Annotated in this window: 8 protein-coding genes; 2 read left to right on the forward strand and 6 right to left on the reverse strand. The window is 74.8% G+C overall.

Features of this window, described 5'->3' with window-relative positions; translation table 11 throughout:
* Nucleotides 1-111 precede the first annotated feature (111 nt).
* Entirely contained in the window at nucleotides 112-2,334 is a 2,223-nt protein-coding gene (locus ACSU53_RS10015; protein WP_437026547.1) for an ATP-dependent DNA helicase UvrD2, read from the reverse strand.
* A 235-nt stretch (nucleotides 2,335-2,569) separates the two neighbouring features.
* Between ACSU53_RS10015 and ACSU53_RS10020 the strand changes: the two genes are divergently transcribed.
* Complete coding sequence (locus ACSU53_RS10020) at nucleotides 2,570-2,827, forward strand: mycoredoxin (protein WP_437026549.1); 258 nt, start codon at nucleotides 2,570-2,572, stop codon at nucleotides 2,825-2,827.
* Between the two features lie 326 nt (nucleotides 2,828-3,153).
* On the opposite strand, the gene nudC is transcribed toward ACSU53_RS10020, so the two are convergent.
* From nudC to ACSU53_RS10045, 5 genes are all read right to left on the reverse strand, one after another.
* Nucleotides 3,154-4,110 (reverse strand): NAD(+) diphosphatase, encoded by a 957-nt coding sequence (gene nudC / locus ACSU53_RS10025; RefSeq protein WP_437026551.1) that lies wholly within the window; start codon nucleotides 4,108-4,110, stop codon nucleotides 3,154-3,156.
* Between the two features lie 132 nt (nucleotides 4,111-4,242).
* Nucleotides 4,243-5,655 (reverse strand): dipeptidase, encoded by a 1,413-nt coding sequence (locus tag ACSU53_RS10030; protein ID WP_437026553.1) that lies wholly within the window; start codon nucleotides 5,653-5,655, stop codon nucleotides 4,243-4,245.
* A gap of 10 nt (nucleotides 5,656-5,665) precedes the next feature.
* On the reverse strand, nucleotides 5,666-9,445 hold the full coding sequence (locus ACSU53_RS10035; RefSeq protein ID WP_437026555.1) for an ATP-dependent helicase: 3,780 nt from the start codon (nucleotides 9,443-9,445) through the stop codon (nucleotides 5,666-5,668).
* A 102-nt stretch (nucleotides 9,446-9,547) separates the two neighbouring features.
* On the reverse strand, nucleotides 9,548-13,150 hold the full coding sequence (locus tag ACSU53_RS10040; protein ID WP_437026557.1) for an ATP-dependent helicase: 3,603 nt from the start codon (nucleotides 13,148-13,150) through the stop codon (nucleotides 9,548-9,550).
* Between the two features lie 257 nt (nucleotides 13,151-13,407).
* Nucleotides 13,408-13,794, reverse strand: a complete 387-nt coding sequence (locus tag ACSU53_RS10045; protein WP_437026559.1) for an MGMT family protein — start codon at nucleotides 13,792-13,794, stop codon at nucleotides 13,408-13,410.
* A 186-nt stretch (nucleotides 13,795-13,980) separates the two neighbouring features.
* Here ACSU53_RS10045 and ACSU53_RS10050 point away from each other — a divergent pair, with 186 nt between their 5' ends.
* Nucleotides 13,981-17,022 (forward strand): lysylphosphatidylglycerol synthase domain-containing protein, encoded by a 3,042-nt coding sequence (locus ACSU53_RS10050; RefSeq protein WP_437026560.1) that lies wholly within the window; start codon nucleotides 13,981-13,983, stop codon nucleotides 17,020-17,022.
* The last annotated feature ends 121 nt before the right edge of the window (nucleotides 17,023-17,143 follow it).

Below are 17,143 nucleotides of genomic sequence, written 5' to 3' on the forward strand. Positions count from 1 at the left end.
TGAACAAGTACAACACGGAATCGGGACCTCCGAGAAGGCCTCCGTTCCCTTGCCCAAGAACCTATGGGGATTCCCGGGGCATGCGCAAACTATTTTTCCGACGAGTTGGGATCAGTCCTGATCCTTGCTCCCGGCGACCTCGCGGCCTGCGCAGATGGCCAGGACGTCGGCACCGTAGCGGCCCAGCTTCCGCATGCCGACGCCCGGGATGCGGGCCAGCTCGTGCTCGTCCGCGGGGTCGGACTCGGCGATCGCCATCAGCGTCTTGTCCGTGAAGACGCAGAAGGCCGGCTGTCCGCTGCGCCGCGCCTGCTCCGCGCGCCACTCCCGCAGCCGCTCGTAGAGCCCCTCGTCCATGTCGGAGGGGCACTCCTCGCACCGCAGCAGCTTCAGCTCGCCGCCGTCCGTCAGGGTGCGGCCGCAGACCCGGCAGCGCGCGGGGCTGCGCTGTCCGCGGCCCCGCCCGGGCGCCGCGGCACCCGGTCCCCGGGCGCCCGGCGCCCGGCCCGGGAAGCCGCGTTCCACTCCGCCCGCGCCGCCCGCGCCGGCGCGGCCGGGGCCGGTGCCCGACCCGGGCCGCAGTCCGTCCAGGAAGCGGCTGGGCCGGCGGTTCGGACGGCCGCCGGGGGAACGGGAGAGCGACCACGACAGGTGGAGCCGTTCACGGGCGCGGGTGACGCCGACGTAGAGGAGCCGGCGCTCCTCCTCGACCTGCTCGTCGGTCCTCGCGTAGGTGATCGGCATCATGCCCTCGGCCACTCCGACGAGGAACACGGCGTCCCATTCCAGGCCCTTGGCCGAGTGCAGGGAGGCGAGGGTGACGCCCTGCACGGTCGGGGCGTGCTGCGCGCCGATCCGTTCGTCGAGCTCGGTGACCAGGTCGGCGAGGGTGGCGCCGTTCCTCGCGGCCACGAAGTCCTGGGCGAGGTGCACCAGTGCGGCCAGCGATTCCCAACGCTCCCGCACGGCGCCCGAACCCGCCGGCGGCTGGGCCGTCCAGCCCTCCCCCGACAGCACGGCGCGCACCTGGGACGGCAGGTCGGGCGCGTCGTCGAGCAGGGCGTCGTTCCCGCCGAAGCGGGCGGCGGCGCGCAGGGCGGCGATCGCCCTGCGCACCTCGGGGCGGTCGAAGAACCGCTCGGCGCCCCGCAGCTGGTACGGCACGCCGGCGTCGGCGAGGGCCTGCTCGTACGTCTCGGACTGGGCGTTGGTGCGGAACAGGACGGCGATCTCGCTCGCCCGGACTCCCGCGTCGATCAGCTCGCGGACCCGGCGCGCGGTCCCCTCGGCCTCGGCGGGTTCGTCCCCGTACTCGGTGAAGACCGGCTCGGGTCCCCCCGCGCGCTGGGAGACGAGTTCCAGCCGGTGGTCCGCGGCGCGGCCGCTCGCCTGGGCGAGCAGACCGTTGGCCAGCCGGACGACCTGCGGGGTGGAGCGGTAGTCGCGGACCAGCTTGACCACGGTCGCGCCGGGGTGCCGGGTGCGGAAGTCGAGGAGGTGGTCCGGCGTCGCACCCGTGAACGAGTAGATCGTCTGACTGGCGTCACCGACCACGCACAGGCTGTCCCGGTCGCCGAGCCACAGCTCCAGCAGCCGCTGCTGGAGCGGGCTGACGTCCTGGTACTCGTCGACGACGAAGTGCTGGTACTGGGCGCGCACCTGTTCGGCCACGTCCTGGCGGTCCTGGAGGACGGCGACGGTGAGCAGCAGCACGTCCTCGAAGTCGATGACGACGCGCTCCCGCTTGAGCTCCTCGTAGGCGGCGTACAGCTGGGCGATCTCCGCCGGATCGCGCGGCGCCTCGCGCGAGACCTTCGCGACAGCGAGCGGATAGTCGGCGGGGACGGTCTGGGTGACCTTGGCCCACTCGATCTCCGCGGTGACGTCCCGCAGTTCCCCGCGGTCCAGCCGGATGCGGCAGGCGGCGGCCGCGTCGGCGACCAGCTGGATCTTGCGGTCGACGAGCCGGGGCAGCGAACCGCCGATCGCTTTCGGCCAGAAGTACTGGAGCTGCCGCAGCGCCGCCGAGTGGAAGGTGCGGGCCTGGACTCCGGCCGCGCCGAGCTGCCGGAGCCGGCCGCGCATCTCCCCCGCGGCACGGTTGGTGAAGGTGACGGCGAGCACGCTGGACGGCTGGAGGATCCCGGCGCGCACCCCGTAGGCGATCCGGTGGGTGATCGCCCGGGTCTTGCCGGTGCCCGCGCCCGCCAGCACGCACACCGGGCCGTGCAGCGAGGTGGCCACCTCGCGCTGCTCGGGGTCGAGCCCTTCGAGCACCGCGTCGGCCGAGTCCGGTACCTGCGGGAAGAGGGGGGAGTGCGTTGCTGCTGTCACACGGCCATGCTGCCAGGTCGCCGGAGACGGATGGGCAGGTTGTCCACAGGCGACGCCTCGCAGTCGTACTGATGCGACCGGTGTCACCCCGGCCGATGCGACGCCCGTCACTCCGGCGGGCGGCAGGCGTCGCTGCGCCCGCGCCCGGGTCCCGACCGCCGGGAATGGCGGGGCACCGGCGTACGTTCCCCGGTGGACAGGCACCTACCCGAGCCGCCGAAGGAGAGCGAACGACATGCCGGGCACTGTGACGATGTACAGCACCACGTGGTGCGGCTACTGCCGCCGGCTGAAGAGCCAGATGGACCGCGAGGGCATCGCGTACACCGAGATCAACATCGAGCAGGACCCGGAGTCGGCCGCGTTCGTCGAGAAGGCGAACGGGGGCAACCAGACGGTTCCGACGGTGCGCGTGCTCCCCTCCGGGGGCGGCGAGGAGGTCGTGATGACGAACCCGAGCCTGGCCCAGGTCAAGCAGGCCCTCGCGGTCTGACGTCCCCCGTGTCAGTGGGCTCCCCCGGTCGCCGTGACCGGGGGAGCCCACTGCTGTCCGGGCTCCGGGCCCGGTGCCCTGTCCGGTGCCGCGGTGCGCAGTGCCCCGGTGCGACGGTGGTGCGCAGGTGGCGCGGCGGCGTTGTCAGTGGTCGCCCGTACGCTGCGAGGCGTCGGGCCGGTCTGCTGCCGCCGTACGGCGGAGGCGCGGCCAAGGGGGGTGGCTCGAAAGAGGTCCCCGAGCCGCCTCGGTCCGGGACTTCGTGCAGCTCCGACACCACCCCCCTCCCCGGCCCCGCAGGACGCGCCCGTGCGACGGGCGTCGCGTCAGAACGCGGTGCGAGTGGGGAGGGGCTTGCCGTACCAGCGTTCGATCAGGCGGGCCGCGATGGAGATGCCGTAGGGCGGCAGGACCTCTCCGGAGGTGAACGCGGCGTCGAGTTCGTCGCGGGAGAACCAGCGGGCCTCGTGGATCTCGTCACCGTCCACCTCGATGCGGGTCGAGGTGGCGCGGGCGACGAAGCCGAGCATCAGGCTGGAGGGGAAGGGCCACGGCTGGCTGGCGAGGTACTCGACCTCGCCGACGTCGATGCCGACCTCCTCGTGGACCTCGCGGCGCACCGACTGCTCGATGGACTCGCCCGGCTCCACGAACCCGGCCAGCGTCGAGAAGCGGCCCTCCGGCCAGTGGACCTGGCGGCCGAGGAGGATGCGGTCGTCCCGGTCGACCACGGCCATGATCACGGCGGGGTCGGTGCGCGGGTAGTGCTCGGCGCCGCAGGCGGGGCAGCGGCGGATGTGGCCGGCGGCGGCGATGACGGTGCGTTCGCCGCAGCGGGAGCAGAAGCGGTGCAGGCGCTGCCAGTTCTCCAGCGCGACGGCGTGCACCATCAGGCCGGCGTCGCGCGGGGACAGCAGCAGTCCCGCCTCGCGCAGGCCGGCCGGGCGGGCGGAGTCGTCCATGCGGCCGGGCAGGGAGTCCTTCTGCAGGGCGAAGTAGCTCACGCCGTCCTGGTCGATGCCCAGGAAGTAGCGGTGCGCCTCCGTGAGCGGGGCCTCGAAGGAGGGCGTCATGACGAGTTCGGTCCGCCCGTCGGGCGTCTCGTCGAGGAGGACCTGGCCGCCGGAGACCACGAAGCAGCGCGTCGACGGGTGGCTCCACGCCGCCGCGAGCCACGCCTCGTCGAGACGGTGGTGGGCGGCGCGGTCGATACCGCTGGGGGCGGTGAGCGAGACGGGGCGGTCGGCGGTGTGGTCGGTCCAGGTGGTCACGGGTGCTTCCAACTCCCCCGGTGGAACGGGTCGGGTCGCGGGCGGTGGTGCGGGCGGCGGGCGGGGACCGGCCCGGCGGCACGCTGCGGTGGGGTCCTTCCAGTGTGCCCCGCGCGGGCGGCCGGACCGGGCGGCACGGTCGGGTCAGGGATCGTGCCGCCAGTGTTCGGCCAGGTCGCCCCACAGGTACGCGGTGGTCTCGACGCCCTTGAGGAGCAGATCGAGTTCGACCTTCTCGTTCGGTGCGTGCCAGCCGTCGGACGGCACGGAGATGCCGAGGAAGAGCACCGGCGCGCCGAGGACGTCTTGGAGGTCGGCGGCGGGGCCGGAGCCGCCCTCGCGGGTGAAGCGCACGGGGCGGTCGAAGGCCCGGCCCATGGAGCGGGCGACGGACCGGAGGGCGGGGTGGTCGAGCGGGGTGAGGCAGGGGCGGGTGGCGGGGCGGAAGACGACGTCGCTGCGGATGCCGTCGGGCACCCGGCCGGCCACCCACGCGCGGACGGCCTTCTCGATGTGGTCGGGCTCCTGTCCGGCGACGAGCCGGAACGACAGCTTGACCATGGCCGACGACGGGATGATCGTCTTGCTGCCGTCGCCCTGGTAGCCGCCGCCGATGCCGTTGACCTCGGCGGTGGGGCGGGCCCAGACGCGTTCCAGGGTGGTGTAGCCGGCCTCGCCCTCGGTGGCGCGGGACCTGGCGGTGGCCAGCCACTGCCGTTCGTCGAAGGGCAGCTCGGCGAAGAGTTCCCGCTCCCGGTCGGTGAGGCCGACGATGCCGTCGTAGAAGCCGGGGACGGCCACGCGCCCCCGGTCGTCGTGCAGGGCGGCCACCAGCCGGGCCACGGCGGTGGCCGGGTTGGGGACGGCACCGCCGAAGGAGCCGGAGTGGATGTCCTGGTCGGGGCCGTGCAGACGGATCTCGCACTCGGCGAGGCCCCGCATCCCCGTGCACACGGTCGGGGTGTCCTCGGCCCACATGCCGGTGTCGGAGACGATCACGGCGTCGGCGGCGAGGCGGTCGGCGTGCTCCTCGACGAGGGCCCGGAAGTGCGGGGAACCGGACTCCTCCTCCCCCTCCACGAGCAGCTTGAGGTGGACGGCGGGGCTGGTGCGGCCCGTGGTCGCGAGGTGGGCGCGGACGCCGAGGGTGTGGAAGAAGACCTGGCCCTTGTCGTCGGCGGCGCCGCGCGCGTACAGGCGGTTGCCGCGCACGACGGGCTCGAAGGGTTCGCTGTCCCAGCCGTCCTCGCGGGCGGCGGGCTGCACGTCGTGGTGGCCGTAGACCAGGACGGTGGGGGCGGCGGGGTCGTCAGAGGGCCACTCGGCGTAGACGGCCGGGGCGCCGGGGGTCTGCCACACCTCGGTCACCGGGAAGCCGATCCGCCGGAGGGCGTCGGCGAGCCAGGCGGCGCTGCGGTGTACGTCGGGGGCGTGGTCGGGCTGGGCCGACACGGAGGGGATGCGCAGCCACTCGGCGAGGTCGTCGAGGAAGGCGGCGCGGTGCTCCCCGATGTAGGTACGGACGGCGTCGACGGCACTGTCAACGGGCTGGCTCATGGTCACGAGCCTAACGGCCCGCCCCGGCGTCCTCGGAGTGCGGTATCTCACCGGGCGGATCCCCGCTGAGCAGCCGTTCCAGCGTGGCGCGGCCGGGCAGGGGGTCGGGGCGGACCACTTCGCCGGTGCGGACGTACAGGAACGCGGCGGTCACGGACTCCGGCGGGACGGCCTGCTGTTCGGCCCAGGCGAGGCGGTAGACGGCGAGCTGGAGGGGGTCGGCGTCGCGGCCGCGACCGGTCTTCCAGTCGACGATCTCGTACGTCACCCGCCCGCCGTCGTCGTCCCGGTAGACGGCGTCGATGCGGCCGCGGACCACCCGCCCGGCGAGCGTCAGCTGGAAGGGCGCCTCGACGCGGTACGGCGTGCGGTGGGCGTACTCGGTGCGCTCGAAGGCGTCCTTGAGGGCCTGCAGGTCCTGTTCGTCGGCGATGCCGGTGTCGTCGGCGCCCGGCAGGTCGTCGGGGTCGAGCAGGGGCAGCGTCAGGGCCTCGAAGCGTGCTTCGACCCAGGCGTGGAAGCGGGTGCCCCGGCGGGCCGCGGGCTGCGGCGGGCGCGGCATGGGCCGGGCGAGCTCGCGGGCGAAGCCGTCGGGGTCGGCCGCCAGGCGCTGCACCTCGGAGGCGGTGAGGGAGGGGGGCAGGGCCACCTCGGTGACACGATCACGGGCGCGCAGCAGCTCCCCGGTGAGGGCGTCGAGGTCACGGTCCCAGGAGGCCACCGTGCGGGCTTCCTCGGGGGTGAGGCGAGGGTCCCGAGCGGGGGTCCCGTGGGCGGCCCGGTGATCGCCCGGCGCGTCCACGCCGGGGCCGGGGCGGGTGGCCTGGTGCGGGACGACGGGGCGGGCGGAGGGGCCGGCGTCGGGGGCGGAGCGCCCGTGGCCGGGGCGGGGGCCCGGCGGGCCGTCGGGGAGGGGGGCGTCGCCGGTCTCCGGGGTGCCGGAGCCGTCGGCGGTACGAGGGCCGTCGACGGCACAAGAGCCGTCCGCGGTGCGAGGGCCGTCGGCGGCGCGAGAGCTGTCGCCGCCGGCGAAGGGGTCGCCCGGGAAGGGGGCGTCCCGGAAGGGATCGTCCCGGAAGGGGTCGTCGTCGGAGAACGGGTCGCCGTCGGGGACGGGGCCCTCGTCCCCGGGGAAGGCGGCGGGGTCCTCGGGGAAGGGGTCCCCGGACCAAGGGCCCCCGAGGGCCTCGTCGTCCGGGAGGAGTTCCTCGTCGGCGGGCGGCGGCGGCCAGTCGGGGTCGTCGTACGGGTCCGTGGGGGCGGGGACGTCCGGGGCGCCGCCCGGCTCGTCGGCGGCGAGGGCGTCGAGGTGGGCCAGGACGGTGTCGGCGGCGGCGCGGCGCCGGGCGAGGGCGGCGCTGTCGAGGGGCAGGGGCCAGACCTGGTCACCGTCGGGCCGGTGGAGGACCGGGTTCTCCTCGCCCTCGGCGGGCTCCTCCGCCCACGCCTCGATCTCGCCGTGACCGGCGACGCAGTGGTCGTACAGGGCGAGCAGGAACTCGGAAGGGCCGCGCGGCCGCTTCTGGCTGGGCCCCCACCAATGGCCGGAGCCGAGGAGCAGCGAGCGGGGGCGGGTGAGGGTGACGTAGCCGAGGCGCAGTTCCTCGGTGTGCTGGTGGTCCTTCATGGCCTCGTGGAAGGCCTTCAGGCCCCGCGCGTCGAAGGACGGGACGTCGGGCAGGGTGTCGGCGTCGCCGCGCAGCGCGTGCGGGAGCACCTTGCCCTGGGCGGTCCACTTCTCGCGGCCCCGGCTGCTGGGGAAGGTGCCCTTGACCAGGCCGGGCACCGCCACCACGTCCCACTCCAGACCCTTGGATCTGTGGGCGGTGAGCACCTTCACGGTGTTCTCGCCGCCGGGCAGGGCGTTGTCCAGGCCCTTCTCGTACTGCGCCGCGGTGCGCAGGAAGCCCAGGAAGGCGAGCAGGGTGGCCTCGCCGTCGCCCGCGGCGAAGGAGGCGGCGATGTCGAGGAAGTTGGAGAGGGTCTCGCGGCGGCGGGCGGCGAGGGCGTGCGGGGACGCCGACAGTTCGACCTCCAGGCCGGTGACGGCGAGGACGCGGTGCAGGACGTCCATGAGGGGGTCCGCGAGGGAGCGCCGCAGGTCGCGCAGTTCGGCGGCCAGGCGGGCGAAGCGCACCCGGGCGTCGGCGGAGAAGGGCAGGCCGTCGTCGCCGTGGCCGTCCATCGGGGTTTCGAGGAACGTGTCGAGGGCGTCGGCGAGGGAGATCACCTCGGACGGGTCGACGCCCTCGACCGCCTCCGCGAGCCGCCGGTCGGGGTCGTCGTCGGCCGCGCGCGCGTGAGTGACCAGGTGCCGGGCACGGCGGCCGAGCAGGGCGAGGTCGCGCGGGCCGATGCGCCAGCGCGGGCCGGTGAGCAGCCGCACCAGGGAAGCGTTGGCCCCGGGGTCCTGGAGGACCTCGCAGACGGCGACCAGGTCGGCGATCTCGGGCAGGTGCAGCAGTCCGGACAGGCCGACGACCTCGACGGGGACGTCCCGGGCGACCAGGGCGCCCTGGATCTCGGCGAAGTCGGCGGCCGTGCGGCACAGGACCGCGATCTCGCCGGGGGCGGTGCCGGTGCGGACGAGGTGGGCCAGGGAGTCGGCGATCCAGTCGATCTCCTCGGCGTGGGTGGGCAGCAGGGCGCAGCGCACGGTGCCGTCGCGTTCGGCGCCCGGGGCGGGGCGGAGGGCTTCGACGCCCGCGTGCATCGCGCGCAGGGGCGCGGCCAGTCCGTTGGCGAGGTCCAGCAGGCGGCCGCCGCTGCGGCGGTTCTCGCTGAGCGCCTGGCGGGTGGCGGGGCGGCCGTCGGAGCGGGCGAAGTGCTCGGGGAAGTCGTCGAGGTTGGCGACGGAGGCGCCGCGCCAGCCGTAGATGGCCTGGCAGGGGTCGCCGACGGCGGTCACCGGGTGGCCGGTGCCCTCGCCGAAGAGGCCCGCGAGCAGCACGCGCTGCGCGACGGAGGTGTCCTGGTACTCGTCGAGGAGTACCACCCGGAACTCCTCGCGCAGCGCCCGGCCCACGTCGGGGATCGCCGCGAGGCGGGCGGACAGTGCGATCTGGTCGCCGAAGTCGAGCAGGTCGCGTTCGCGTTTGGCGGCCCGGTAGCGCAGGACGAGGTCGGCCAGCTCGCGGCGGGCGGCCGCGGCCTCGGGGACCTTGCGCAGGTCGTCGTTGCTGAGCCGGGCGCCCTCCAGGGTGCGCAGCAGGTCCGTGTCGTGGGCCCGCAGCTCCTCGGGCCGGACGAGGTGCTCGGACAGCTCGCTGTCGAGGGTGAGGAGGTCGGCGACCAGGTCGGCGAAGGAGCGGGTGAGCGCGGGATAGGGGCCGGGGGCTTCGCGCAGCACCCGGGCGGCGAGCTGGTAGCGGGTGGCGTCGGCGAGGAGCCGGGAGGCCGGTTCGAGGCCGATGCGCAGGCCGTGGTCGGTCAGCAGCCGTCCGGCGAAGGCGTGGTAGGTGGAGATCACCGGTTCGCCCGGCGGGTCGTCCGGGTCGAGCCGGTCGGGATCGGTGACGCCGGCCTTGATCAGCGCCTTGCGGACGCGTTCGGCGAGTTCGCCGGCCGCCTTGTTGGTGAAGGTGAGGCCGAGCACCTGCTCCGGTGCGACCTGCCCGGTGCCGACCAGCCAGACCACGCGGGCCGCCATCACCGTCGTCTTGCCCGACCCGGCTCCGGCCACGATCACCTGCGGGGCGGGCGGCGCGGTGATGCAGGCCGTCTGCTCCGGCGTGAACGGGATGCCGAGGAGCTCCTTGAGCTGTTCGGGATCGGTGAGGCGAGCGGGCACACGCAGAGGCTAGCGGCGGGCACCGACAGCGACGTCCCGCCCACCTCCGGGTCCCCGCGAAACCGCAGGTGGGAGCGGGTGGTGCGAAGCGTCACACCGGCCTCACTCCACCACGTGCCGCCCTTCGGGGCGGGCGCTGCACGACGCCCGGAACGCGCAGTGGGCGCAGTGCTGGCCGGCGGTGGGGGCGAACCTCTCGTCGAGGACCTTGCCGGCGGCGGTGGCCAGCAGGTCGCCGACCCACTCGCCGGTCAGCGGCTCCTGCGCCTGCACCTTGGGCAGGGTCTCCCCGCCGTCCCGGCGGGCGGCGCCCTGCCGGAGGTGGACGAGTTCGGCGCCGCCCGGTTCGGGACGCGCACCGTCGAAGACCTCGTCGACGGCGCCCTCGCGGACGGCGAGCTGGTACACGGCGAGCTGGGGGTGGCGTTCCACCTCCTTGCCGCTGGGCGCCTGCTTGCCGGTCTTGAAGTCGACGACGTAGGCGCGTCCCTCGCCGTCGGCCTCGACCCGGTCCATCTGGCCCCGGATGCGGACCTGGGTGTCGCCGGCTTCGAGGGTGACGTCGAAGTCGTGTTCGCTGGCGACCGGGGTGCGGCCGGTGCGGTCCATGACGTGCCACCTCAGGAAGCGTTCCAGCGCGGCACGCGCGTTCTCCTTCTCCTGGGCCGACTTCCACGGCGCGTCGAAGGCCAGCGCGTTCCAGACGGAGTCCAGGCGCTCCATGAGCACGGCGAGGTCGGCGGGGGTGTGCCCGGACGCCACCTCGTCCGCCAGGACGTGCACCACGTTGCCGAAGCCCTGCGCGGCGGTCGCGGGGGCGTCGGCCTTGACCTCGCGGCCCAGGAACCACTGGAGGGTGCAGGTGTTGGCGAGCTGGTCGAGGGCGCTGCCGGAGAGCACGACGGGCTGGTCGCGCCGGCGCAGCGGCACCTTGGACTCGGTGGCGTCGAACATGCCCCACCAGCGGTAGGGGTGCGCGGACGGCACCAGGGGCCGTCCGTCCTCGTCGGCGAGGGCGGCGAGCCGGGCCAGGCGGTGGGCGGCCGCCTCCCGCAGGCCGTCGGAGACCCGGGGGTCGACGGTGGTGGCGCGCAGTTCCGCGACGAGCGCCGCCACGGACAGGGGGCGTCGCGGGCGCCCGGTGACGTCCCTGGGCTCGACGCCGAGTTCGGTCAGGAAGCGGGAGGGCTGGTCGCCGTCGTCCGCGGGGGCCTTCACGGCGGTCACCACGAGCCGCTCCCGGGCCCGCGTGGCCGCGACGTAGAACAGCCGGCGCTCCTCGGTGAGCAGGGCGCCCGGGGTGAGGGGTTCGGCGAGCCCGTCGCGGCCGATGCGGTCGGCCTCCAGGAGGGAACCCCGGCGGCGCAGGTCGGGCCACAGGCCCTCCTGGACGCCGGCCAGCACGACCAGGCGCCACTCCAGGCCCTTGGACCGGTGCGCGGTCATCAGCCGTACGGCGTCGGGGCGCACGGCACGGCGGGTGAGGGTGTCGGCGGCGATGTCCTCGGCCTCGAGCTCCTCCAGGAAGTTCAGGGCGCCCCGGCCGCCGGTGCGTTCCTCCGCGCGGGCGGCGGTCGCGAACAGCGCGCACACCGCGTCGAGGTCGCGGTCCGCGTTCCGTCCGGCCGCGCCGCCGCGCCGGGCGGCGCGCTCCAGCCGCTGCGGCCAGGGGGTGCCGTCCCAGAGGTCCCACAGGGCCTCCTCGGCGGTGCCCCCGCGCGCCAGGCGTTCGCGGGCCGTCCGCAGCAGCGCGCCGAGCCGCTGGGCGCCGCGGGCGTACCCCGGGTCGTGGACGGCCAGGCGTTCCGGTTCGGCGAGCGCCCGGGTGAGGAGGACGTCGGACGGCGGCGGCAGCGGGTTGCCCGCCGCCCGCTCCTCCTCGCGCAGGGCCCGCCCGAGGCGCCGCAGATCGGCGGCGTCCATGCCCGCGAGGGGCGAGGCGAGCAGGGTGAGGGCGGTCTCGGTGTCGAGCCAGCAGGCGTCGGCCTCTGCGGTCGTGGTGCCGGGGGCGGCGTCGTCGGCCGGGTCCGCCTGGGGGCCGGCCGCCGGGGTCGCAGCGGTGTCCGGCGTGGGGGCGTCGCCGGTGTCTGTGTCTGTGCCGGCGTCTGTGCCTGTGCCGGCGTCTGTGCCTGTGCCTGTCTTTGCCTCCGCTTCCGGCGGTGCCGGGGTTTCGGTGTTCGTCCCGGCCTCCGCTTCCGGCGGTGCCGGGGCTTCGGGGGCCGTTCCGGCCTCCGGTGCCGCATCGGGTCCGGCGGCCGCCCCCGCCTCCGCTTCCGGCGTCGATGCCGCCCCGGCACCCGTCGTCCCGCCCGCCTCCGCCGTCGCCACCGCGCGCAGGGCGGTCAGCAGGGGTGCCACCGCGGGTTCGTGGCGCAGAGGTACGTCGTTGCCGTCGACGTCCACGGGCACGCCCGCCGAGGTGAGGGCGCGGCGGACCGCCGGGATGGTGCGGGCGCCGGCGCGCACCAGGACGGCCATCTCGGCCCACGGGACGCCGTCCTCCAGGTGGGCCCGGCGCAGGATGTCGGCGATGTTGTCCAGCTCCGTGCCGGACGTCGGGTAGGTGTACACCTCGACCCGGCCGCCGTCCCGCACCGGGGTCAGCTCCCGGTGGGCGCGGACCTGCTCGGCGGGCAGGCGGGGCAGCGGCATCCGCCGGGTCACCAGCCGGGTGGCGGCGAGCAGGGCCGCCCCGGAACGGCGGGAGGTGCGCAGTACCTCGACGGGGGCGGGACGGCCGTCGGCGCGGGGGAAGGCGTGGGGGAACTCGAGGATGCCGTTCACGTCGGCGCCCCGGAAGGCGTAGATCGACTGGTCCGGGTCGCCGAGGGCGACCAGGGTGCGTCCGTCGCCGGCGAGGGCGCGCAGCAGCCGCACCTGGGCGGCGTCGGTGTCCTGGTATTCGTCGACGTACACGGCGTCGTACTGCGCGGCGAGCCGGGCGGCCACCTCGGGGCGGCGGGCGAGGAGCACCGCGCGGTGCACCAGTTCGGCGTAGTCGAGCACGCCCTGGAGGTCGAGGACGTCCAGGTACTCGGCGAGGAAGGCGGAGGCGGCGCGCCAGTCGGGGCGGCCGATGCGGCGGGCGAAGGCGTCCAGGGCGCCGGGGGAGAGGCCGAGTTCCCGGCTGCGGGCGAGCACCGCGCGGACCTCGTCCGCGAAGCCCCGGGTGGTCAGGCAGGCGCGCAGTTCGTCCGGCCAGCGCACGTGGGAGAGGCCGAGCCGCTCCAGGTCGACCTGACCCGCGAGCAGTTCGCGGACGGTGACGTCCTGCTCGGGGCCGGACAGCAGCCGCAGCGGTTCGACGAACAGGTCGTGGTCCTGGTGGGACCGGACCAGGGCGTAGCAGTAGGAGTGGAACGTGGTCGCCTGCGGGGCGCTCGCGGCGCCCATGCGCAGGGCCATGCGGTCGCGCAGCTCGACGGCCGCCTTGCGGCTGAACGTCAGCACGAGGATGCGCTCGGGGTCCCCGCCCCGGGCGACGCGCTCGGCCACGGACTCGACCAGCGTGGTGGTCTTGCCCGTGCCGGGACCTGCGAGAACGAGCAGCGGGCCGGTGCCGTGCTCAACCACGGCGCGCTGGGCGGCGTCCAGTCGAGGGGGGTGGGAGCGGGGCGGCGGGGTACGGACCAGTCGATAGGCGCCACGGCTTCCCCGGCGCACCCGGGGGTGCGACAGGCCGCTGGTGGAGGAAGAGGAGCTCACGTGGTTCGCCGGTCCTGGTGGGTGTTCTGGTGGGCGGACCGCCGCGCGGGGAGGGCGGTGGTCGCGGGGTGAGGGGGACACGTGCAGCCGACGCTACGCCGACGGGATGGCCGGAAGCAGAGCTTCCGCTTCTTCCCTTCGGGCACCGCCGTCCCGTGAGCCCCTCGGGTCTCGAACGTACGTCATGCCACGGAGGTGCCCCGCTTCCCCCGTACGGATCACCTGCCCCACCGCGGTCCGCCGCATGGCCGAAGCTGTCAGGTGTGACCCTCCGCACGGCCGCCCCCGTCCCACCGCGCACGCCGCATGTCGATGCGCGGCAGGTGGTCCTCCGCGGCCCGGCCCGCCTCCTTGAGGGGGGTCCCCTCCTCGCGGTAGTGACCGAGGGCGCGCAGCGCGTGACCGGGCAGGAGGACCCCGTCCGCCCGCACGACCCGCCACCACGGGACGGCTCCTCCGTAGAGGGCCATCACCCGGCCGACCTGCCGGGGACCCCCCTCCCCCAGCCATTCGGCCACGTCCCCGTACGTCATCACCCGGCCCGGCGGGATGAGATCCGCCACGTCGAGCACGCGCTCGGCGTACTCCGGCAGGGCACCGGGGGTCTCCGGGCCGGCACCGGACGGAAGGCTTTCCTGACTCATCCCGCCCATCCTGCACCACCCCACCGACAACGGAAGGGGATCGCACGGGTGCGTACGCCTCGCCCGGGGAATCCCTTTCGGGCAGACTGTGCGACCCCGCACGTGGACCCTGATTGCCCCTTGTGCCGGTTCGGCATGCCACCATCGTGCGGGCGGTGACTGGTGATACGAGACCAAGAAGAGACGATGAAGCAGCAGGGTGCGCACCCCGGGGACGCGGAAGGCACCCCTGGCGCTTCGTCGCGCCCGGACGACCCGGACCGCCCGGACGGTTCGGACCGCCCGGACGGCTCGGACGGCTCGGACGGCCCGGACGCCCGCGACCGGAACACCCCGGACGCCCCGGACGCCCATGGCGACCGCGACGGCCGCACCCGCAGCCGGACCGCCCCGGACGCCCGCGACGGGCACGCGCACGGCCAGGACTCCCCCGGCAGGACCGGTGAAGCCGGTGGTGAAGCCGGTGCAACCGCTCACGGGCCCGCGTCCCATGAGCCCGGCGAGCCCGCTGAGCCCGGCGGGCCCGGCGTGACGTCCCCGGCCCACCGCGCCGCCGCGGACCGCCCGTCCCGCCGGCCGGGGCCCTTCGAGGACCCCGCCTCCGACACCGTGCACGTGGACGAGGTGGAAGGCGACGAACCGCTGCTGCCCGCGCGGGTGCACCGCCCGTCGGACCTCATGCGGCTCCTGGTGGGCGTGCTCGCCGTGGTGGTGCTGCTGGCGATCGCCGCGTTCGCCCACGGCACCACCTCGGGCCTGGAACAGGACATCAACAAGGGCACCGGACAGGCGCCCGACCTGCTCATCAAGGTCGCGGGCCTGGCCTCCAGCATCGCCATCCTGCTGGTGCCGGTCGCCTTCGCCATCGAACGGCTGATCAAACGCGACGGGCTGCGCATCGCCGACGGTGTGCTCGCCGCCGTACTCGCCCACGGGGTGACCCTCGCGACCGACCTGTGGGTCGCCCAGGCGGCCCCCGCCTCGATCCAGGAGGCGCTCACCCAGCCCTCCCCCGGCGACATCCACGCCCTGACCGACCCGGTGCACGGCTACCTCGCCCCGGTGATCGCGTACATGACGGCCGTGGGCATGTCCCGCAGACCGCGCTGGCGCGCGGTGCTGTGGGTCGTGCTGCTGCTCGACGCGTTCTCCATGCTGGTCACCGGCTACACGACACCGTTCTCGATCATCCTGACCGTGCTGATCGGCTGGAGCGTGGCCTACGGCACCCTCTACGCCGTCGGCTCGCCCAACGTCCGGCCCACCGGACGCAACCTCATGGCGGGCCTGCGGACCGTCGGCTTCCGCCCGGTGACCGCGTCCCGCGTGGAGGCGCCCGACGCCACCGAGACGGGCGACCGGGGCCGCAGGTACTTCGTCACCCTGGAGGACGGTCCGCCGCTGGACGTGACCGTCGTGGACCGCGAACAGCAGGCGCAGGGCTTCTTCTACCGGGCGTGGCGCAACCTGACACTGCGCGGCTTCGCCACCCGCAGGAGCCTGCAGTCGCTGCGCCAGGCCCTGGAGCAGGAGGCGCTGCTCGCGTACGCGGCCATCGCGGCCGGCGCCAACGCCCCCAAGCTGATCGCGACCTCCGAACTGGGCCCCGACGCGGTCATGCTCGTCTACGAGCACACCGGCGGACGCACGCTGGACTCGCTGCCCGACGAGGAGATCACCGACGCGCTGCTGCGCGACACCTGGCACCAGGTGCGGGCGCTGCAGTCCCGCCGGATCGCCCACCGCAGGCTGGTGGGCGACGCCATCCTGGTGGATCGTTCCGGCACCGTCATCCTCACCGACATGCGCGTCGGCGAGATCGCGGCCGGTGACCTGCTGCTGCGCATGGACACCTCCCAGCTGCTGGTGACCCTCGGCCTGCGGGTGGGCGCGGAGCGCGCGGTGGCGTCCGCGGTGAGCGTGCTCGGGCCCGACGCCGTGGCCGACTGCCTGCCGATGCTGCAGCCCATCGCGCTGAGCCGCTCCACCCGGGCGACCCTGCGCCGCCTGGCCCGGGAGCGGGCGGAACGCGAGCGCGAGGCCGTCCTGGAGGCGTCCCGGCAGGCCAAGCTGCTGCGCGCGGAGCAGGCCGGGGCGACCGGCTCCCCGGACCGCTCCGCTCCGTCGGACCGGACGGAACGGCTGGACAAGAAGGCGGTGCGGGCGGAGCAGCGGGCCGAGAAGCGGGCCATCGACGACGCCCTGGAGGAGGCACGCGAGGAGGACCTGCTCACCCAGATCCGGCACGAGGTGCTGCGGATCAGGCCGCAGGCCCCGGTGGAGCCCGCCCGCCTGGAACGGGTCCGCCCGCGCACGCTGATCAGCTTCATCGCCGGGGCGATCGGCGCGTACTTCCTGCTGACGCAGCTCACCCACATCGAGTTCGGGCCGCTGATCTCCAACGCCCAGTGGGGCTGGGTGGCCGCGGCGGTGCTGTTCTCGGCGGCCAGCTACTTCGCCGCGGCCCTGGCGCTGCTGGGGTTCGTGCCGGAGCGGGTGCCGTTCCTGCGGACGGTGGCGGCCCAGGTCGCCGGGTCCTTCGTGAAGATCGTCGCTCCGGCGGCGGTGGGCGGGGTCGCGCTGAACACCCGGTTCCTGCAGCGCGCGGGCGTGCGGCCGGGGCTCGCGGTGGCGAGTGTCGGGGCGTCGCAGCTGTTCGGTCTCGGCTGCCACATCCTGATGCTGCTGGCCTTCGGCTATCTGACGGGCACCGAGAAGACCCCGTCCCTCTCGCCTTCGCGCACGGTGATCGCGGGTCTGCTGACCGTCGCGGTGCTGGTCCTGGTCGTGACGTCGGTGCCCTTCCTGCGGAAGTTCGTCCTGACCCGGGTGCGGTCGCTGTTCGCGGGTGTCGTGCCGCGCATGCTGGACGTGCTGCAGCGCCCGCAGAAGCTGGTCACCGGCATCGGCGGCATGCTCCTGCTGACCGGGTGCTTCGTGATGTGCCTGGACGCCTCCGTCCGCGCGTTCGGCGACGAGTCGACGTCGATCAGCATCGCGGGCGTGGCCGTGGTGTTCCTGGCCGGCAACGCCCTCGGCTCGGCGGCCCCGACACCGGGCGGCGTGGGCGCCGTCGAGGCGACCCTCACGGTCGGTCTGATCGCGGTCGGGCTGCCCAAGGAGGTCGCCGCCCCCGCGGTGCTGCTGTACCGGCTGCTCACCCTGTGGCTCCCGGTCCTGCCCGGCTGGCTGGCCTTCAACCACCTCACCCGCAAGGAAGCCCTGTAGCGGTCCGCCCCGGGCCGCCTCCTGCCGCGAGCGGCGCCCCATGGAGCCCAACGGGTCGGTACAGCCCTGTGCGGGCCCCGCGCACCCGCACCGACGCGACGCATGCGCCGACGCGTACACC

Source organism: Streptomyces sp. enrichment culture, assembly GCF_964273255.1.
Classification (GTDB): domain Bacteria; phylum Actinomycetota; class Actinomycetes; order Streptomycetales; family Streptomycetaceae; genus Streptomyces.